Source organism: Streptomyces sp. NPDC002144 (assembly GCF_053593695.1).
The window spans coordinates 267,857-287,264 of record NZ_JBSFDB010000008.1; the positions used below are offsets into that span (position 1 = coordinate 267,857).

Sequence of the window (19,408 nt, forward strand, 5' to 3'; positions counted from 1 at the left end):
GCGACGCTACGGGGTTCTGGGTACTGCCCAGGTCGATCGGCCGGTCTGCCCTCGAACGAGTGCAGAACGGCCTGGGAGTGGGGACCCGCTCACGCTGGGGACGGTCTTGCTCCAATCTCACTCCCGGCGAAGGGGCGTGAGTTCAGGACGCCAGACATTGCAGGCGATCGGCGGCCTCCTGGAGAACGTTCTCCTTTTTGCAGAACGTGAAGCGGACCTGGCTGCGGCCGGCGTCCGGGTCGTCGTAGAACACGGAGTTGGGGATGGCGACGACGCCGCAGCGTTCGGGGAGGCCGCGGCAGAAGGCATAGGCGTCCTTCTCGCCGAAGGGCGTGATGTCGGTCGTGATGAAGTACGTGCCCTGGGGCTGGTAGACCTCGAACCCGGCCGCGCGCAGGCCGTCGCCGAGCAGGTCGCGCTTGCGGCGGAGGTCGGCGCGGAAGCTCTCGAAGTACGAGTCCGGCAGGCGCAGAGCCTCGGCGATCGCGTATTGGAACGGGCCCGCGCTGACGTACGTCAGGTACTGCTTTGCCGTCCGGACGGCGGAGACGAGTGGGCCGTTCGCCGTGACCCAGCCAACCTTCCATCCGGTGAAGGAGAAGGTCTTGCCGGCCGAGCCGATCGTCACCGTGCGCTCCCGCATGCCCGGGAAGGTCGCGAGCGGGATGTGCTCGGCCTCGTCGAAGACCAGGTGCTCGTACACCTCGTCGGTGACAACGAGCAGGTTCCGCTCGACGGCCAGCTCGGCGACGGCGGTGAGCTCCTCGCGGGTGAGGACCGTGCCGGTGGGGTTGTGCGGGGTGTTGATCAGCAGCAGCCGGGTGCGGTCGGTGACGGCGGCGCGCAACTCGTCGAGGTCCAGGCGGAAGCTGCCCTCGTGCGGCCGCAGGGTGACCGGCACGCGCGTGCCGCCCGCCATCGCGATGCAGGCCGCGTAGGAGTCGTAGTACGGCTCGAAGGCGACAACCTCGTCACCGGGCTCCAGCAGCGCCAGCAGACTCGCGGCGATGGCCTCCGTGGCACCCGCGGTGACCAGCACCTCGGTGTCGGGGTCGAACGACAGGCCGTACCGCCGCTCCTGGTGCGCGGCGATGGCGGCACGCAGCTCGGGGACGCCGGGGCCCGGCGGGTACTGGTTGCCGCGCCCGTCCCGCAGCGCCCGCACGGCGGCCTCCCGGACCTCCGCGGGACCGTCCGTGTCGGGAAAACCCTGGCCCAGGTTGATCGACCCGGTCTGCACGGCCAGGGCCGACATCTCGGCGAAGATCGTCGTCCCGAACTCGGCGAGCCGACGATTGAGGAAGGGACGCTCACTGGAGGTCATGCGGGCCATCCTGCGCCCAAGCTCTGGAGTTCCTCAACTCTGCTTTGGCCGGGGAGGCGGCGGGGCATCCCCGGTGCACGCAAGGAACGAGGCGCCCACGGGGGGCTGCTTCGGGGGACTCGGAAGGACGGTGACGACTATGTTCACCGGATTCATCGTCGCGGTGATCGTGCTCGCGATCGTCGGTGTGGTCGTGGCGACGGCGCGTGCGGGCAGCCGCGGCAAGGCAGGGTTCGGGGGCGGCTCCTCCTCGTCCGGCGGCAGTTGGTGGGCCGGCGACAGCGGCTCCTCGTCCGGGGGCGGGCACCACTCGGGTGGCGGGCACCACTCCGGCCACTCATGTGGGGGCGGCCACTCGTCGTGCGGGGGCGGATCGTCCTGCGGCGGTGGGTCGTCCTGCGGGGGCGGGGGCGGCTGCGGCGGGGGCGGCAACTGAGACAGGGGAACTCGTACGAAGTAACTCATACGAAGACGCGGCCCCGGGGCACCTGCCCCTGGGCCGCGTTGTTCTCCAGAAACCAGCGGGGCCGGACGGACCAGTCGGACCAGACGGACCAGACGGTTACAGCGTCTTGCCCGTCGTCGGCCCCACGATCAGGCCATCGCCGAACGCGTCCACCCGGACCGTGTCGCCGTCCTTGACCTCGCCCGCCAGGATCTCCTTGGCGAGGCGGTCGCCGATGGCGCTCTGGACGAGGCGGCGCAGCGGACGGGCGCCGTACGCCGGGTCCAGGCCCTCCGTGGCGAGCCAGTCCAGCGCCTCGTCGGTGATCTCCAGGGTGAGGCGCCGCTCCGCCAGCCGCTTGGCCAGACGGTCGATCTGGAGCTTGGCGATGCGCTCCAGCTCGGGCTTGGTCAGCGCCGAGAAGACCACCAGGTCGTCGAGGCGGTTGAGGAACTCCGGCTTGAAGGACGTCCGGACCACCTCCAGGACCTGCTCCTTCTTCTCCGCCTCGCTGGTCAACGGGTCGACCAGGAACTGGCTGCCGAGGTTGGAGGTCAGCACCAGGATCGTGTTGCGGAAGTCGACCGTCCGGCCCTGACCGTCCGTCAGACGGCCGTCGTCCAGCACCTGCAGCAGCACGTCGAAGACCTCGGGGTGCGCCTTCTCGACCTCGTCCAGCAGCACCACGCTGTACGGGCGCCTGCGCACCGCCTCGGTCAGCTGGCCGCCCTCCTCGTAGCCGACGTAGCCGGGAGGCGCGCCGACCAGACGGGCGACGCTGTGCTTCTCGCCGTACTCGGACATGTCGATGCGGACCATGGCCCGCTCGTCGTCGAAGAGGAAGTCGGCAAGCGCCTTGGCGAGTTCGGTCTTGCCGACGCCCGTCGGGCCCAGGAAGAGGAAGGAGCCGGTGGGACGGTCGGGGTCGGAGATCCCGGCGCGGGTGCGGCGGACGGCGTCCGACACCGCCTGCACGGCCTCCTTCTGGCCGATCAGGCGCCTGCCCAGTTCCTCCTCCATGCGCAGCAGCTTCTGCGTCTCGCCCTCCAGCAGGCGCCCGGCGGGGATGCCGGTCCAGGCGGCGACGGTGTCCGCGATGTCGTCGGAGCCGACCTCCTCCTTGACCATGGTGTCCTTGGCGCCCCCGCCGGAGGCGGATGATGTCAACGCCTCCTCTGCCTCGGAGGCGGCCTCCAAGTCCCTTTCCAGGGCCGGGATCTCGCCGTACAGCAGCTTGCTGGCGGTGTCGAAGTCGCCGTCGCGCTGGGCGCGTTCGGCGGTGCCGCGCAATTCGTCGAGCTTCTCCTTGAGTTCACCGACGCGGTTGAGGGACTGCTTCTCCTTCTCCCAGCGGGCGGTCAGGCCGCGCAGCTCCTCCTCCTTGTCGGCGAGGTCGCGGCGCAGCTTCTCCAGCCGCTCGCGGGAGGCCGGGTCGGTCTCCTTCTCCAGCGCCAGCTCCTCCATCTTCAACCGGTCGACGGCGCGCTGGAGTTCGTCGATCTCGACCGGGGAGGAGTCGATCTCCATGCGCAGCCGCGAGGCGGCCTCGTCGACGAGGTCGATCGCCTTGTCGGGCAGGAAGCGGGAGGTGATGTAGCGGTCGGAGAGGGTCGCGGCGGCGACGAGCGCGCTGTCGGCGATCTGGACCTTGTGGTGGGCCTCGTAACGGCCCTTGAGGCCGCGGAGGATCGCGATGGTGTCCTCGACGGTGGGCTCGGCGACCAGGACCTGCTGGAAGCGGCGCTCCAGGGCGGGGTCCTTCTCGATTCGCTCGCGGTACTCGTCGAGGGTGGTGGCGCCGACCATGCGCAGTTCGCCGCGGGCCAGCATGGGCTTGAGCATGTTGCCGGCGTCCATCGCGGAGTCGCCCCCGGCGCCCGCGCCGACGACGGTGTGCAGCTCGTCGATGAAGGTGATGATCTGGCCGTCCGAGTCCTTGATCTCGGCCAGGACGGTCTTCAGCCGCTCCTCGAACTCACCCCGGTACTTCGCCCCGGCGACCATCGCGCCGAGGTCCAGGGCGACCAGCCGCTTGTCCTTCAGCGACTCGGGCACGTCTCCCTTGACGATCCGCTGGGCGAGTCCCTCGACGACGGCGGTCTTGCCGACGCCGGGCTCGCCGATGAGGACGGGGTTGTTCTTGGTACGGCGCGAGAGCACCTGTACGACGCGGCGGATCTCCTGGTCGCGGCCGATGACGGGGTCGAGCTTGCCGTCCCGGGCCGCCGCCGTGAAGTCGGTGCCGAACTTCTCCAGGGCCTTGTACTGGCCCTCCGGGTCGGGTGTGGTCACCCGGCGTCCTCCCCTCGCCTTCTGAAAGGCTTCCTGCAGCTTCTTGGCACTGGCCCCCTGCCCGGACAGTACGTCACCGGCCGGCCCGCCCTTGGCGGCGATGCCGAGGAGCAGGTGCTCGGTGGAGAGGTACTCGTCGCCGAGGTCGCGGGCGCGCTCGGTGGCGTCGGCGATGACGGCGAGCAGCTCGCGGTTGGGCTGCGGGGGCGCGACGGTGGAACCGGTCACGCTGGGCAGTCCGGCGAGGATCTTCTCCGCTCCGGCGCGTACGGCCGCCTGGTCGGCGTCGACGGCGGCCAGTAGGTCGGTGATGTTCTCGTTGTCCTGCCCCTGGAGCAGTGCGAGGAGCAGGTGGGCGGGGGTGAGGTCGGGGTGCCCCTCGGTCACGGCGCGGTTGCTCGCCGCGTTGATGGCGTCCCGGCTCCGGTTGGTCAGCTCGGCGTCCACGTTCGCGCTCTCCTCCTGCCACGTTCTCCAGTTGCTGACTCAGTCAGCGTACACAAAGTTGAGTCTATTCCACTCAAGGGAAGAGCAGGAGGTCCCCAGGGGCTAAGTTCCGGGCATGGCGACCTACACCCAGGACCCCGGCGCCCCGGACCCCGCGTACCTCCGTTTCTGGCGGGAACGCCACCTGTGCACGCTGACGACCCTCCGCCCGGACGGCAGCCCGCACGTGGTGCCCGTCGGTGTCACATACGACCCCGAGGCACGACTGGCTCGGGTGATCACCAACAAGTCCAGTACGAAGGTGGCCCATGTGCTGGCGGCCGGATCCGAGGGGGCACGGGTCGCCGTGTGCCAGGTGGACGGACGGCGCTGGGCGACGCTGGAGGGCCGGGCGGCCGTACGGACGGACCGTGCGCGGGTCGCGGAGGCCGAGCGGCGCTACGCCGAGCGCTACGAGCGCACGCCGGCGCCGAATCCCGACCGGGTGGTGATCGAGATCGAGCTGACGCGGGCGATGGGGCAGGGGTGACGGTCGGGGACGACGGCCGGGGACGGTCGGGGCGGCCCCGGGTGGCCGATTTCCGGCCAGGGGCAGGCGGCCCTCGCCCTGGCCGATACCCCGAAATGTCGCCCAAAACTGCAGCGGCGTCACCGTGTTCAGGTCACGGTGACGCCGCTGCGGGGGGAAGCACCTGAGCGATCTGTTACGACGGGGGAATCGCGTCAGGCACTGCGGGGGGTGGCTGAGATGGTCCGAACTTGGGGGGTTTCCGGTTCCACCAGCCGATGGTCTCGTTGGTCCAGGTTCACAAAGATCATTCCGTACCGGACGGCACACCGCACGGGCTGCGGCGCCCCCCGAGGCCGCCGCAGACACCGGTACGCCCGTACGTCCTCGTCCTCGTCCCGCGTGACGACGACCGGCTCACCGAAGACGGTCACCATCAGCGAGTCACCGGAGTGGGGGATCGCGGTGACGAGGTCGATGAAGTGCCAGCCCGAGCGGTAGGCGGTGGCCATCTCGCGGCGGAAGGAGCGGTCGTCGGGTGGGGTGGTCATGACTGCACGGCCCAGCTGCTGTCCGTCGGGGCGACCCAGGAGCTGTCCCCCGGGACGTCGGACGCCACGATCGCCCAGCTGCTGTCACCGGCGGCCGCGGCCTGCACGCGCCAACTGCTGTCCTGCGCGACGGCGCTCTTCGTCTCCGCGTGACCGGTCAGTGCACCGAAGGCCAGAGCGGCGGAGAAGGCGGCGACAAGCGCCGAGCGAAGCATTCTCTTATGCATAGTCGGCTTCGTCCTCATGTAAAGGTCACCTCTCCCCCGTCCGAATACGACGATGGCCCATTCCGGCACGTCATGGCCACACAAACGATGCATCATGTTCCTGCACGTTCAGGACCCTGGGGGGTGGAGATTTGGCGATAAATGAGACTAAGCGGACACATCCCCACGGGCTGACCGACCTGTGCGAGGACGGGCGCCGCCTTTACGGGAACGCTCTCCGGACGGGACGCCTAGCCCGTGCGGATGTGGAACCCGCGCCCTGTTTGATGGAGTTCGCCCTTCTTCATCCCGATCCCGACGACCCGAACTGGCTACGCCCGGTACCCCCCTCGATCGCCCTGGCCCAGCGGCTCAACCCGATCGAGCACGAGATCACCCAGCGCCGCCGGGAGTCCATCGAACTCGCCGACGCTTTCGAGCCGTTCATGAGCATCAGTGCCCAGCCGACGGCCACCACTCACTCCATCACCGTGCTGGAGGGCCTGGACCGGATCAACGCGGCGCTCGACCTGGCCACCGCCCAGACCCACACGGAGATGCTCACGGTCCAGCCGAGCCGCCGACGCCTGGAGCACACCCTCACCAAGGCACTGGAGCGCGACAGGCCGCTGATCGAGCGGGGTTGCCGCATCCGGACGCTGTACCAGCACCCGGCCCGCTACAGCCCGGAGACGCTGGCTTACGTCGCCCAGTTCACCGACGGCAAGGTCGAATACCGGACGATCGACGAACTGGTCGAGCGGCTGATCATCTGCGACGAGACCGTGGCGTTCATCCCGACCCGTGACGACGGGGAGGTGGCCCTGGAGCTCCGTCATCCCGGGCTCGTCCGCTATCTGATCAAGGTCTTCGAGTTCATGTGGGCGCGTGCGGTCCCGTTGAGCGCCGGCGCCCCGTACGAGACCGCCTCGGACGGCATCACGGAGATCCAGCACTCCATCGCCAAGCTCCTGGTCGAGGGGCATGTGGACGAGGCGATCGCCCGGCGTCTGGGCATGAACGTGCGCACGTGCCGCGCCCACATCGCCAAGCTCGCTACGGCTCTGGGCAGCGGCAGCCGGGCGCAACTCGGGTTCCGCATAGCCCAGTCGGGGCTTCTGGAGCAGGACCTCTGAGTCCGGGAGGGAGAGGCCCGATGGCCTCGGCAACGCATCCGGAGCACGATGCGGACGAGCTGTGCTCCGGGGCAGCGGCGCTGTACGAACGCGCACTGCGCGAAGGCCGTCTGCACCCCGAGGACGTCGACGCGACACCCTGTCTGGTCGGCTTCGGGCTGCTGCGGCCCTCGGTCGATGATCCGAACCGCCTGGAGCCGGTCGCGCCCGTCGTCGCCCTGCACCGGCTGCTGAGCACCTCGGAGGAACGCGTCGCCCGGGAACGGCGCCGCGAGGCACGGCTCGCCGACCTCTTCGAGCCCCTCATGCGGCTCGACGGCCGGCGCACCGCGGCCGGCGACTCCTCGGTCGCGGCCGTGCTCGACGGCTCCGACCGCATCGGCCGGGCCATCACCCAGGCCTTGGCCGAAGGCCGTGAGGAACTGCTCGCCATCCAGCCGCACATCAGCCACACCCAGACACCGCTCGCCATCCGTGCGGACGCCCTCGTGCGCGACCAGGACTTCCTCGACCGCGGCGGCCGGATCCGCACGCTCTACCAGCACACCCTCAGGCACGCGCCCTCGGTCCTCGCCCGTTACGAGCGGCTGAGGGGAGACGCCCAGGCCCGCACCCTCGACGAGATCACCGACCGGCTCCTCGTCGTGGACCGCACGGTGGCCTTCATCCCTGCCAACGCGGACCGCACGCTCGCCCTGGAGATCCGCCACCCGGTCATCGTGGCGTTCCTCGCCACCGCCTTCGACCGCCTGTGGCGCCTGGCCGTCCCCATGCACCCACAGGCGGCGGAGCCCGTCGCCCCCGACGGCATCACCCCCCGCCAACGCGCCATCGCCACCCTCCTCGTCGAGGGCCACACCGACGCCGTGATCGCCGACCGGCTGGGACTGAACATCCGTACCGCCCGGGTGCACATCGCCAAGCTCGCGGCGACGCTCGGCAGTGACAGCCGGGCGCAGCTCGGTTATCTCATCGCACGGTCGGGGATCCTCGACCGGGAAGAGTGACCGAAGGAGTGACCTCCTCGGGGCCGCGGGGCCCGTCCAGGCCCACCTGGGCGATGCGGACGCCGAGTTGGGTGCGGCTGGCGGCGCCCAGGGTCTCGGAGAGCCGGGCGATGTGGGCGCGGCAGGTGCGGACGCTTATGCCGAGGCGCTCGGCGATGACCGCGTCCTGGTGGCCTTCCGCGAGCAGCGCCGCGATGGACTGCTCGCGGTGGGAGATGCCCTCGATGCCGGTGTCCGGGAGGGGCGCGGTGAGGGGGATGGCCAGACGCCACAGGCGGTCGAAGACCGTGCCCAGGTAGCCGACCAGGGCCGGGTGACGCAGTTCCAGGGCGAGGGTGCGGTCCGCGTTGGCGGGGATGAACGCCACCGTGCGGTCGAAGAGGATCAGCCGGTCGATGACCTCGTCGAGGGTGCGTGCCTCGACCGCGTTGCCCATCAGCTCCAGGTAGTTGAGCAGGCCCTGCCCGTGGCGGGCGACGTGCGTGTACAGGTCGCGCATCCGCACGCCCCGCGCCCGCAGCTCCAGCGCCCGGTGCAGCCCCTCCGTCAGCTCGTGCTCGGGGCGGATGCCGCCCGGCTGCACGGTGAGCACCTCCGTGGTGCACGCCTGTGTCGCCTCGTCCATCGCCGCCTGGATGCGGGAGAGCCCGTCCAGCACCCGGATCGCCGTGCCCTCGGCGGCGCCCACCTGCACGGCCGGCCCGAGTCCCGCGTACCACTCGACGGCGGCCACCGCCGAGCCCACCCGCCGCTGGTTGGCGCTGACCTGGTCGTGGACCTCGCGCAGCAGCCGCGTCATGACCTCCAGCGGGGACGTCGGCACCAGCCAGTCCATGTCGTCGGGGTCGGGGTGCAGCAGGGCCAGGTCCAGCAGACAGGGCACCGGCTCGGCGTCGCGGCGCGCCACGCGGCCCCGCCGTACGGCCCGGGAATACACACGATCCCCGGCCTCGCACAGTCGGTCAGCACCGTGTGGATGCTCGTCCGCGTGCCCGGTCATCGCCCATTTCACCCCCGCATCCGGCGTGTTCCGCAGCGCAACTATGCGCGGACACTCCCGGCTCCGCAACACGGCTCCGGGCGGCACAGGCGTCGAAATGCGCCTGTATGCCCGGCTATTACCGGCCCGCCGCCCGCCCGGCTGCAACAAGCTGAGGGGGTGCGGACCGGCCACACCGGAGCACCGGCGGAGCCCGTCCTTCCGCGCAAGCTCCCGGAAATGCCTCAGTGATCGCCGCGTTACGAATCGCATCTAACGTCCCCTCATGGCGGACATATTCGACGCGTACGCGTTGGCCGACGCATGGGACGAGATGTTCGAACGGCCGGGTGAGGTCAGGACCGCCTATGAGCCGGTGCTGGCCGCACTTCAGCCGATCGAACCGAGTGAACTGCGCTTCCGGGCGGACCAGATGGCCCGGGCGTTCACGGACCGGGGCGTCACGTACGCCTTCGCGGGCGAGGAGCGGCCCTGGCCGCTGGACCTCGTGCCCAGGATCCTCGACGCCCTGGAATGGGATCTCATACACCGCGGGGTGAGTCAGAGAGTCAGGGCCCTGGAGGCCTATCTCGCCGACGCCTACGGGCCCTGCCGTGCCTTCGAGGACGGGGTCGTGCCCTGGCGGCTGCTGCTCAACTCCCCGCACTTCCACCGTGCCGCGCAGGGGGTCGAGCCCCCAGGCGGGGTGCGCATCCATGTGGCCGGAATCGATCTGGTGCGGGACGAGGCCGGGGACTTCCGGGTGCTCGAGGACAACGTGCGGGTGCCCAGCGGGGTGTCGTACGTCATCGAGAACCGCAGGGCGATGACCCGGATCTTCCCCTCCCTCTTCGCCGAACAGCACGTGCTGCCGGTCGACGGGTACTGCCACCGGCTGCTCTCGGCCCTGCGCGCCGCCGCGCCCGACGGGGTGCAGGACCCGAGGGTGGTGGTGCTGACCCCGGGGCCCAGCAACGCCGCCTACTTCGAGCACGCCCTGCTGGCCCGGCTGATGGGCGTGCAGCTGGTCGAGGGGCACGACCTGGTGTGCCGCGCGGGCCGGGTGTGGATGCGTACGACGCGCGGCGAGGTGCCGGTCCATGTCGTATACCGGCGCCTGGACGACGACTTCCTCGACCCGCTGCACTTCCGCCCCGACTCGGTGATCGGCTGCCCCGGCATCATGGGCGCCGCGATGGCGGGCAACGTCACACTCGCGAACGCTGTGGGCAACGGGATCGCCGACGACAAGCTGCTCTACACCTACGTCCCGAACCTCATCCGCTACTACCTCTCCGAGGAACCGATTCTGCCGAATGTGGAGTCCTACCGGCCCGACGAGCCGGGGCAGTTGGAGGCGGTGCTCGACCAGATCGAGCAGCTGGTGATCAAGCCGGTCGACGGTGCCGGCGGACAGGGCATCGTCATCGGGCCGAAGGCCGACCGGGAGACCCTGGAACGCACTCGCAAAGCCGTCGCCGCCGACCCGCGCGGCTTCATCGCCCAGCGGCCCGTCGCCCTGTCCACCTCCCCCACCCTGGCCGGAGAGCGTATGGCGCCGCGCCACATCGACCTGCGTCCGTTCGCCGTGAACGACGGCAGCGAGGTGTGGGTGCTGCCCGGCGGACTCACCCGTGTCGCCCTCCAGGAGGGCAACCTGATCGTCAACTCCAGTCAGGGCGGAGGCTCCAAGGACACCTGGGTGCTGGCGGAGGGCCCCGCCGAGCAGCCCGCGCCCGAGCCGGACTCCACGATCCCCGCCGTCGCCCCGCGCCGGCTCGGCCCCGACGGCACCCGAGCGGTCGTACAGGAAGGGGCACAGCAGTGAACGACGTGATCCTCTCCCGGATAGCCGAGTCCCTGACCTGGACCGGCCGTTACGTCGAGCGGGCCGACGCCACCGGCCGCATCCTCGACGCCTATCTGCACCGCATGCTGGAGGACCCCTGGCGCGACGAGGACGCGGCCTGCCGGTCGCTGTACGCGATCCTCGGCATGGACGCGGGCGACACCCGCGTGGACATGCAGCAGGTCCTCGACCAGCTGGCCTTCGACGCCCGTTCCACGGGCTCCATCGAGGGCGCGCTGGGCGCCGCCCGGCTCAACGCGCGCAGCGCCCGTGAGGCCGTCTCCTCGGAGATGTGGGAGTGCCTGAACTCCACCTGGCACGCCCTGGCCGACCAGCGGATGGCGGCCCGCCGCACCGGCCCCTACGCCTATCTGGAACTCGTGCGCCGCCGGGCCGCCCTCTTCTTCGGGCTGGCCGACTCCACCATGAGCCGGGACGACAGCTGGCGGTTCGTCGTCCTGGGCCGGAGCCTGGAGCGGGTGGACATGACCGTACGGCTGCTGTCCGTACGGGTGCTGGACGCGGCGCACGCGCCCGACTGGCCGACCCTGCTGAGCGCCTCCGGCGCGGACGAGGCGTACGCGCGCGTGTACGGCGGTTTCGGCGACACCCCGCGCGTGGCGGAGTTCCTGCTCCTGGACCGCGACTTCCCGCGCTCGGCGCTGCACGCGCTGACCACGGCCGAGGAGTGCCTCACCGCCCTGGGCCGCCCCCGTCAGGACCCCGCGCGCCGCCCCATCGGCCGGCTGCGCACCCGCCTCGAATACCTGGACACCCACGCCCTCGAGGACCAGCTGCCGGACCTTCTGGGGGACCTGCAGCAGGCCTGCATGGCGTCCGCGGACGCGGTGGCCGAGCGGTTCTTCCCCTACCCGGGGCCCGTCGAGTGGGCCCAGGAAGGAGCGTGAGCATGACCCGCCGGCTCCGCATCAAGCACACCACCCGCGTCTCGTACGCCCAGCCCGCGGCCTCCTCGCACAACGAGGTCCGCATGACCCCGCTGACGCTGCCCGGCCAGACCACCCTGGACGCCCGGGTCACCGTCAACCCGACGACGCCCACCTGGTCGTACTGGGACTACTGGGGCACCCAGGTCACCGGCTTCGACCTGATGGACCCGCACGGCCACCTCACCATCACGGCCTCCAGCCTGGTCGAGACCTCCCCACCGGGCCCGCTGCCCCGGCCGCCCGAGTGGTCCGAGGTGGCCGAACGGATCGCCGGCTCCCGCCTTCTGGAGTACGCGAGCCCGACGGGCCGTACGACGGTCCCCGCCAAGCTGGTGAAGAAGGCGCGGAAGGCCGCGGCCGGCCTCGACCCGCACGAGACGGCGCTCGCGGTCTCCGCCCTGGTCGCCGACCGGGTCTCCTACCTCCCCGGCGCCACCAGCGTGAACACCTCCCCGGCCCAGGCCTGGGAACAGGGCGCGGGCGTCTGCCAGGACATCACCCACCTCACCATCGCCCTGCTGCGGGGCGTCGGCCTGCCCGCGCGCTATGTCTCCGGCTATCTCCACCCCGAACGGGAGGCCGAACTGCACCGGCCCGTCGCCGGGCAGAGCCACGCCTGGATCGAGTACTGGGCGGGCGAGTGGTGCGGGCACGACCCCACGAACCGGGTCCGCGCCGACGAGTCCCATGTGGTGGTGGCCCGCGGCCGGGACTACGACGACGTCACCCCGCACAAGGGCGTCTACCGGGGTGTGGCGGGCGGCCCGCCGGAGGTGACGGTCGAGTTCACGCGGGTGGCCTGAGGACGGGCGGGAGGGCCGAGCGTGCGGGGAGGGCCGGTCCGTCACCCGGCCCCGGCCCTCCTCGTCACATCACGTCACATCACTTCAGGCCGATGGCCGCGCACTTCGACTTGTACTCGCCGGTGCAGATGTCGGAGATCTTGTAGAAGCCGTCCGCGACGACCGTCGACTTGATGTTCTTCTTCGTCACGGCGGTCACGGTGAGCAGCTGCGCCGGGATGTCCTTGTTGGTGGGGCTGTCCACACTGTCCTGGGTGAGGGCGTCGAACTGGATGTCGTGGCCCTGGACCTTGGCGACGGCCATCTGCGCGGCGGCCGCGGCCTCGTCCGGGTAGGACTTGTAGACGGTCATGTACTGCTCGCCCGAGACGATCCGCTGCACGGCCGGGAGTTCCGCGTCCTGTCCGGTGACCGGCGGCAGCTTGGTGGTGACGCCCGCGTTCTCCAGGGCCTTGACGATGCCGCCGGCCATGCCGTCGTTGGCGGAGTAGACGGCCGCGATGTTGTCCTTGCCGATCTTCTCGATCGCCTTGGTCATGTTGGCCTGGGCGTTCTCCGGCTTCCAGTCGACGGTGTCGAAGGAGTCGGCGATCGTCACCTTGCCGCCCAGCTCGGACAGCGCGCCCGCCTTGAACTGCTTGGCGTTGGGGTCGGTCGACGAGCCGTTCATCATGACGACCTTGTCGGAGGTGTCGGCCTCGCTGCCCAGGGCGTCCAGCAGGGAACGCGCCTGGACCTCGCCGACCAGCTCGTTGTCGAAGGAGATGTACGCGTCGATCGGGCCCTCGGCGAGGCGGTCGTAGGCGATGACCGGGATGCCCGCGTCCTTGGCCTTCTTCACCTCGGTGGCGATGGCGTGCGAGTCGACGGCGTCCAGCAGGATGATGTCGACCTTGTCGTCGATCATCTTCTGCATCTGGGACGCCTGCTTCTTCGCGTCCTGCCCGGCGTTGGCGTAGTCGACCTTGCCTTCGTTCCTCGTGAGGGAGGCGACCTGCTTCTTGACGATGGGGTAGTCGAAGTTCTCGTAGCGCGTGTTCGCCGTCTCCGGCAGCAGCAGACCGACTGTGACGTCGTTGCCCTTCGTGGGCCTCGCCGAGGCACCGCTGTCCGACACGCCCAGCACGCCGCAGCCCGCCAGCGAGAGGGACAGCGTGGACGCGGCCACGGATATGGCAATACGACGCATGGAACTGCTCACTGGCCTGCTCACTTCTGATGCTTTCGGGACACGGGCGCCTCAATGCGACCGGATGACTGAAAAGCCAACGCGGCACCCACCCCGGGCGTCAAGCGGAACTACTTAACGAGTGCGCAACGCCACGCTCCGCTTGTGTTGTGAAGGCCTGGCACAACCTTCACCAATGGACCTTTACGGACCCTCCATCCAGCACCTGGATGATCACCGCGCCCTCACGTACCCAGACACGAAGAGACCCCGGAATCAGCCATTCCGGGGTCTCTTCGAAAGACGGAGCGTCGCTGGTCCGTGGCGTGCTTCAGTCCGTGGCCTACTTCAGTCCTTGGCCTTCTTCAGTCCTTGGCCTTCTTCGGGCGCCAGACCACCAGCGCGCTGGTCTGCTGCACCTCCTGATACGGCACCAGGTCACGCCGGTACGACGCGTGCACGGCCGCCTCGCGCTGCTGCATCGCCGCCGCCGCGCCGTCGACGGCGGCCTGGAGCTCGGCGACGCGCTGCTGGAGCGCGGCGACCTGGTTCTCCAGCTCGATGATGCGCTTGATGCCGGCCAGGTTGACGCCCTCGTCCTGCGACAACTGCTGCACCTGGCGCAGCAGTTCGATGTCGCGGGCCGAGTAGCGCCGGCCCCGGCCCGCAGTGCGGTCCGGGGAGACCAGCCCCAGGCGGTCGTACTGACGCAGGGTCTGCGGGTGCAGACCGGACAGCTGGGCCGCGACCGAGATGACGTAGACCGGGGTCTCCTCGGTCAGTTCATACGGCCCACGAAAATTGTCACCGCGCCGACGGCCGTCCATCTTCGTCATGCTCCCTTCGCGGCCTGGAACAACTCCGCCCGCGGGTCCTCGCCCGCGGTCGCCTCGCGATATGCCTCGAGTGCGTCACGAGCCTTCCCCGTCACGTCCTTGGGGACACTCACCTCGACGGTGACCAGCAGGTCCCCGCGGGTGCCGTCCTTGCGGACCGCGCCCTTGCCCCGGGCGCGCATGGTGCGGCCGTTGGGCGTGCCCGGCGGCAGCTTCAGGGTGACCGGCGGCCCGCCCAGGGTCGGCACGCGGACCTCGCCGCCCAGGGCGGCCTCCGCGAACGTCACCGGGACGGTCACCGTCAGGTTGTCGCCCTTGCGGCCGAACACGGGGTGCCCGGACACATGGACCGTGACGTACAGGTCGCCCGCGGGGCCGCCCCGCTCGCCGGGCGCACCCTTGCCGCGCAGCCGGATGCGCTGCCCGTCGGAGACGCCGGCCGGGATGCGGACCTGCATGGTGCGCGAGGACTTGGCGCGTCCCGAGCCCTTGCAGACCTCGCAGGGGTTCTCCGCGATCAGGCCGCGGCCCTTGCAGTCGGGGCAGGGGTCGGTGAGGGAGAACCCTCCGCCGGAGCCCCGGGCGACCTGTCCGGTGCCGACGCACGTCGGGCACACCCGCGGGTTGCCGTTCGCGTCGCCGGTGCCCGAACAGGCCTTGCACGGTGCCTGCGAGGACATCCGCAGCGGGACCGTCGCCCCCTCGATCGCCTCGGTGAAGCTGAGGCTGACCTCGGTGTCGATGTCCTGGCCGCGCCGCGGCTGGGTACGGGTCGTGCCCGTACCGCCGCGGTTGAACAGGCCCCCGAAGACGTCACCGAGCCCACCGCCGAAACCGCCGGAGCCCCCGCTCTGGGCGCCGCCTCCGAAGAGGTCGCCCAGGTCGAAGTTGAAGGACCCGCCGCCCGCGCCCGGCCCCGGACGGAATCCGCCGTTGCCGAAGAGGGTGCGTGCCTCGTCGTACTCCTTGCGCTTCTTGGGGTCGCCGAGGACGTCGTTCGCCTCGGAGATCTCCTTGAAGCGCTCCTCGGCCTTGGCGTTGCCCTTGTTGGCGTCCGGGTGGAACTCGCGGGCGAGCTTCCGGTACGCCTTCTTGATCTCGGCCTCGGTGGCGTCCTTGGGGACGCCGAGGACCTTGTAGTAGTCCTTCTCGATGAAGTCCTTGGTGCTCATCCCCGACGCGCCCCCTTTCCGGTGTTCCGATCGGTACCTACGTCAGCCCTCCTCAGGGCCGTTGTCCTTCTTCTCCTCGGCCGCCGGGGCCTCCTCGGCCCCCTCGGCCTTCACCGTCTGCGCGCCCGGCTGCGGTTCGGCGACCGCCACCCGCGCGGGGCGGATGGTGCGCTCGCCGATGCGATACCCGGGCTGCAGGATCGCCACGCAGGTCGTCTCGGTGACATCCGGAGCGTAGGAGTGCATCAGGGCCTCGTGGATGGTCGGGTCGAAGGGCTCGCCCTCCTTGCCGAACTGCTGCAGACCCATCTTCGCCGCGACGGTCTCCAGCGACTCCGCGACGGACTTGAATCCGCCGACGAGTTCGCCGTGCTCCCGCGCGCGGCCGATGTCGTCGAGCACGGGCAGAAGCTCGGTCAGGAGGTTCGCGATGGCGATCTCCTTGACCGTGATCCGGTCCCGCTCCACGCGGCGGCGGTAGTTCTGGAACTCGGCCTGCAGCCGCTGGAGGTCCGCGGTGCGCTCCTCGAGCGCCTTGCGCACCTGGTCCAGCTGGGCCGTCAGACCGGCGATCTGCGCTGCGTCCCCGGCCGGGGCCGCCCCCTCGGAGGCGGCCTTCGGCTCGGCGTCGTCAGAGGTGGCGCCGGAGGGGACGTCGGGCTTCTCCTCGAAGCCCGGGGTCTCCTCCGTCACGCGGCACCGTCCTTGCGCTCGTCGTCCACGATCTCGGCGTCGACCACGTCGTCGTCGGCCTTCGGGGCCTCGGCACCGGCGGACGCGCCACCGGCGGCCTGGGCGGCCTGGGCGTCGGCGTACATGGCCTGGCCGAGCTTCTGCGAGACGGCCGCGACCTTCTCGGTGGCGGTGCGGATCTCGGCGGTGTCCTCGCCCTTGAGCGCGGCCTTCAGCTCCTCGACGGACGCCTCGACCTCGGTCTTGATCTCGCCGGGGACCTTGTCCTCGTTGTCCTTGAGGAACTTCTCCGTCTGGTAGACGAGCTGCTCGCCCTGGTTGCGGGTCTCGGCGGCCTCGCGGCGGCGGTGGTCCTCCTCCGCGTACTGCTCGGCCTCCTGGCGCATCCGGTCGACCTCGTCCTTCGGCAGCGAGGAGCCGCCGGTGACGGTCATCTTCTGCTCCTTGCCCGTGCCCAGGTCCTTGGCGGTCACGTGCATGATGCCGTTGGCGTCGATGTCGAAGGACACCTCGATCTGCGGGACACCGCGCGGCGCCGGCGGCAGACCGGTCAGCTCGAACATCCCGAGCTTCTTGTTGTACGCCGCGATCTCGCGCTCGCCCTGGTAGACCTGGATCTGCACGGACGGCTGGTTGTCCTCGGCCGTGGTGAAGATCTCGGAGCGCTTGGTCGGGATCGTGGTGTTGCGCTCGATGAGCTTGGTCATGATGCCGCCCTTGGTCTCGATGCCGAGGGACAGCGGGGTGACGTCGAGCAGCAGGACGTCCTTGACCTCACCCTTGAGGACACCGGCCTGGAGCGAGGCGCCGATGGCGACGACCTCGTCCGGGTTCACGCCCTTGTTGGCCTCCTTGCCGCCGGTCAGCTCCTTGACGAGCTCGGCGACGGCGGGCATACGGGTGGAGCCACCGACCAGGACGACGTGGTCGATCTCGTTGATCGAGATGCCGGCGTCCTTGATGACGTTGTGGAACGGCGTCTTGCAGCGCTCCAGCAGGTCGGCCGTCAGCTGCTGGAACTGGGCGCGGGTGAGCTTCTCGTCCAGGTGCAGCGGGCCCTCGGCGGAAGCCGTGATGTAGGGCAGGTTGATCGAGGTCTCGGTGGACGAGGACAGCTCGATCTTGGCCTTCTCGGCGGCCTCACGCAGACGCTGCAGCGCCATCTTGTCCTTGCCCAGGTCCACACCGTGACCGGACTTGAACTGCTGCACCAGGTAGTCGACGACGCGCTGGTCCCAGTCGTCACCACCGAGGTGGTTGTCACCGTTGGTGGCCTTCACCTCGACGACGCCGTCGCCGATCTCCAGGAGGGACACGTCGAAGGTGCCGCCACCGAGGTCGAAGACGAGGATCGTCTGGTCGTCCTTGTCGAGGCCGTACGCGAGCGCGGCCGCGGTCGGCTCGTTCACGATGCGCAGGACGTTCAGACCGGCGATCTCGCCGGCCTCCTTGGTCGCCTGACGCTCGGAGTCGTTGAAGTACGCCGGGACGGTGATGACCGCGTCGGTCACCTTCTCGCCCAGGTAGGACTCGGCGTCCCGCTTCAGCTTCTGCAGGATGAAGGCGGAGATCTGCTGCGGGTTGAAGGGCTTCCCGTCGAGCTCCATCTTCCAGTCGGTGCCCATGTGGCGCTTCACGGACCGGATGGTCCGGTCCACGTTGGTGACCGCCTGACGCTTGGCCACCTCGCCGACGAGCACCTCACCGTTCTTCGCGAAGGCGACGACGGACGGCGTGGTCCTGGCGCCCTCGGCGTTGGTGATGACGGTGGGCTCGCCGCCCTCCAGAACGCTGACGACGGAGTTAGTCGTGCCCAGGTCGATGCCGACCGCACGTGCCATGGTTGGTTCCTCCAGCTGACTTGAGTGCAACGGACTCAAGTGTGCATGACGTCTGCGATTGGGTCAACAGACCTGAGTCACCGGGGCTCAACTCTTATCCGTTCCTTACGCGCAACTGGCCTCTGACCTGCGTGGACGCGGAACCCCTAGGGGGATGACCAGGGATCCGAAGGAGTACGAGCACCACACACAACGCTCCTCCCCCCACCCAGAACACGCCCGAGTCCGCGATCCACCCCAGATGCACGAGCACCCCGACGAGCACCCCCGCAAACGCCCCGAGCCCGAGCAGCACGGTCACCCCGGGACCGGTCAGCCCCGTCCGCCGCAGCCGGTGCGCGAGATGGTCCGGCCCGCGCCGCAGCACCGGCCGCCCGCCCAGCAGCCGCGCCAGCACCACGAGGAGTACGTCGGCACTCGCGACGGCGGTCAGCGCGAACAGCACGCCCGCACTGGGGGCGAGCCCGTAGCCCGCCCGGGTGGACACGGCGGACGCGGCCAGCACGAACCCCGTGAACAGCGAGCCGCACGAGCCGAGCCCCACACGCGCGGGATGCCAGTTGTGCATCAGGAACCCGGTCAGCGCGGCCGCCAGCACACTGAGCAGCACGGCGAGCCCGTCCATCACCTCGGCCGCCGCGCAGGCGCCCACCCCGAAGGCGGTGACCACCCCGACGGTCCCCGCGAGCGCGTCGGCGTGGTCGAGCGCCCGGAAGGCGAGGGCGACGAAGGTGATCCACCCCACGGCCAGCAGGCCCGCCGGCACCCCGGTCTCGTCGTACGGCACCACACAGGCCGCCGCCACGGCCGTACCGACGACCAGCACCCGCGCCTTGACCCGCCGGACGTCCGCGACCAGTCCCAGCGCGGCGACGACGGCCCCCGTGACGACCAGCCGGCCCACGTCGCCGCCGAGCCGTGTCACCCCGAACCGGTCCCCTCCGATCGCGACCAGGCAGGTGGCCAGGACGACCGCGACTCCCCCGAACAGCGGCAGGGGCCGCTGCCGTCGCCGGTCGACCACCCCGAGACGCAGGGCGGGGACCCGCAGCAGCGCGCTGAGCACGGCGGCGAGCAGGAGGGCGGTGGTGGAGGCGGCGATCCCGTAGAGCACGGGTCTAAGTTAGGGGCGAATGTAGCAATTTGGTACGAATAACACGATCGGATCGTGTGGGACCTTTGAGGTCACCCTCAGCGACGC

The 19,408-nt window shown here is 70.2% G+C and carries 18 protein-coding genes; 7 read left to right on the forward strand and 11 right to left on the reverse strand.

Features of this window, described 5'->3' with window-relative positions; genetic code table 11:
• Positions 1-142 precede the first annotated feature (142 nt).
• Positions 143-1,333 carry a pyridoxal phosphate-dependent aminotransferase gene (locus ACWCQ1_RS15180; protein WP_451026656.1) on the reverse strand — a complete coding sequence of 397 codons (1,191 nt, stop codon included), beginning with the start codon at positions 1,331-1,333 and terminating at the stop codon, positions 143-145.
• A gap of 130 nt (positions 1,334-1,463) precedes the next feature.
• Between ACWCQ1_RS15180 and ACWCQ1_RS15185 the strand changes: the two genes are divergently transcribed.
• The gene (locus tag ACWCQ1_RS15185) at positions 1,464-1,760 is read left to right on the forward strand and encodes a hypothetical protein (protein WP_358598395.1); all 297 of its coding nucleotides are present in this window, start codon (positions 1,464-1,466) and stop codon (positions 1,758-1,760) included.
• A gap of 126 nt (positions 1,761-1,886) precedes the next feature.
• On the opposite strand, the gene clpB is transcribed toward ACWCQ1_RS15185, so the two are convergent.
• Positions 1,887-4,508 (reverse strand): ATP-dependent chaperone ClpB, encoded by a 2,622-nt coding sequence (gene clpB, locus ACWCQ1_RS15190; RefSeq protein ID WP_133044155.1) that lies wholly within the window; start codon positions 4,506-4,508, stop codon positions 1,887-1,889.
• Positions 4,509-4,623: 115 nt separating this feature from the next.
• On the opposite strand from clpB, the gene ACWCQ1_RS15195 reads away from it, so the two are divergent.
• The gene (locus ACWCQ1_RS15195) at positions 4,624-5,037 is read left to right on the forward strand and encodes a pyridoxamine 5'-phosphate oxidase family protein (protein ID WP_208785703.1); all 414 of its coding nucleotides are present in this window, start codon (positions 4,624-4,626) and stop codon (positions 5,035-5,037) included.
• Positions 5,038-5,231: 194 nt separating this feature from the next.
• Here the strand turns inward: ACWCQ1_RS15195 and ACWCQ1_RS15200 are convergent, their stop codons facing one another.
• Positions 5,232-5,567, reverse strand: coding sequence for a hypothetical protein (locus ACWCQ1_RS15200; RefSeq protein ID WP_133044153.1), 336 nt, complete (start codon positions 5,565-5,567; stop codon positions 5,232-5,234).
• On the reverse strand, positions 5,564-5,782 hold the full coding sequence (locus ACWCQ1_RS15205) for a hypothetical protein (protein ID WP_207929795.1): 219 nt from the start codon (positions 5,780-5,782) through the stop codon (positions 5,564-5,566). The genes ACWCQ1_RS15200 and ACWCQ1_RS15205 overlap by 4 nt, the downstream gene beginning before the upstream one ends.
• A gap of 182 nt (positions 5,783-5,964) precedes the next feature.
• Between ACWCQ1_RS15205 and ACWCQ1_RS15210 the strand changes: the two genes are divergently transcribed.
• Positions 5,965-6,909 (forward strand): helix-turn-helix transcriptional regulator, encoded by a 945-nt coding sequence (locus tag ACWCQ1_RS15210; RefSeq protein WP_358598446.1) that lies wholly within the window; start codon positions 5,965-5,967, stop codon positions 6,907-6,909.
• Positions 6,910-6,929: 20 nt separating this feature from the next.
• Positions 6,930-7,916: a LuxR C-terminal-related transcriptional regulator gene (locus ACWCQ1_RS15215; protein WP_451026657.1), complete on the forward strand. Its 987-nt coding sequence runs from the start codon at positions 6,930-6,932 to the stop codon at positions 7,914-7,916.
• On the opposite strand, the gene ACWCQ1_RS15220 is transcribed toward ACWCQ1_RS15215, so the two are convergent.
• Positions 7,879-8,916, reverse strand: coding sequence for a helix-turn-helix transcriptional regulator (locus ACWCQ1_RS15220; RefSeq protein ID WP_133044150.1), 1,038 nt, complete (start codon positions 8,914-8,916; stop codon positions 7,879-7,881). The genes ACWCQ1_RS15215 and ACWCQ1_RS15220 overlap by 38 nt on opposite strands.
• A 265-nt stretch (positions 8,917-9,181) precedes the next feature.
• Between ACWCQ1_RS15220 and ACWCQ1_RS15225 the strand changes: the two genes are divergently transcribed.
• Genes ACWCQ1_RS15225 through ACWCQ1_RS15235 form a run of 3 tightly spaced genes read left to right on the forward strand, consistent with a single transcriptional unit; the run spans position 9,182 to position 12,497 of the window.
• Entirely contained in the window at positions 9,182-10,723 is a 1,542-nt protein-coding gene (locus ACWCQ1_RS15225; RefSeq protein ID WP_358598405.1) for a circularly permuted type 2 ATP-grasp protein, read from the forward strand.
• Complete coding sequence (locus tag ACWCQ1_RS15230) at positions 10,720-11,652, forward strand: alpha-E domain-containing protein (RefSeq protein WP_133044148.1); 933 nt, start codon at positions 10,720-10,722, stop codon at positions 11,650-11,652. Before ACWCQ1_RS15225 ends, ACWCQ1_RS15230 begins: the two co-directional genes overlap by 4 nt.
• 2 nt (positions 11,653-11,654) lie before the next feature.
• Positions 11,655-12,497 carry a transglutaminase-like domain-containing protein gene (locus tag ACWCQ1_RS15235; protein WP_133044147.1) on the forward strand — a complete coding sequence of 281 codons (843 nt, stop codon included), beginning with the start codon at positions 11,655-11,657 and terminating at the stop codon, positions 12,495-12,497.
• Between the two features lie 79 nt (positions 12,498-12,576).
• Here ACWCQ1_RS15235 and ACWCQ1_RS15240 read toward each other — a convergent pair whose 3' ends face one another.
• The 6 genes from ACWCQ1_RS15240 to ACWCQ1_RS15265 form a co-directional block, all read right to left on the reverse strand.
• Positions 12,577-13,686: a sugar ABC transporter substrate-binding protein gene (locus tag ACWCQ1_RS15240; protein ID WP_358598411.1), complete on the reverse strand. Its 1,110-nt coding sequence runs from the start codon at positions 13,684-13,686 to the stop codon at positions 12,577-12,579.
• Positions 13,687-14,030: 344 nt separating this feature from the next.
• Positions 14,031-14,492, reverse strand: coding sequence for a heat shock protein transcriptional repressor HspR (locus ACWCQ1_RS15245; RefSeq protein WP_133044360.1), 462 nt, complete (start codon positions 14,490-14,492; stop codon positions 14,031-14,033).
• Positions 14,493-14,497: 5 nt separating this feature from the next.
• Entirely contained in the window at positions 14,498-15,673 is a 1,176-nt protein-coding gene (gene dnaJ / locus ACWCQ1_RS15250) for a molecular chaperone DnaJ (protein WP_133044145.1), read from the reverse strand.
• Positions 15,674-15,715: 42 nt separating this feature from the next.
• Positions 15,716-16,366, reverse strand: coding sequence for a nucleotide exchange factor GrpE (gene grpE, locus ACWCQ1_RS15255; RefSeq protein ID WP_133044144.1), 651 nt, complete (start codon positions 16,364-16,366; stop codon positions 15,716-15,718).
• Positions 16,363-18,207: a molecular chaperone DnaK gene (gene dnaK / locus ACWCQ1_RS15260; protein ID WP_133044143.1), complete on the reverse strand. Its 1,845-nt coding sequence runs from the start codon at positions 18,205-18,207 to the stop codon at positions 16,363-16,365. The genes grpE and dnaK overlap by 4 nt, the downstream gene beginning before the upstream one ends.
• Before the next feature lie 94 nt (positions 18,208-18,301).
• The gene (locus ACWCQ1_RS15265; RefSeq protein ID WP_358598416.1) at positions 18,302-19,321 is read right to left on the reverse strand and encodes an MraY family glycosyltransferase; all 1,020 of its coding nucleotides are present in this window, start codon (positions 19,319-19,321) and stop codon (positions 18,302-18,304) included.
• Between the last annotated feature and the right edge of the window lie 87 nt (positions 19,322-19,408).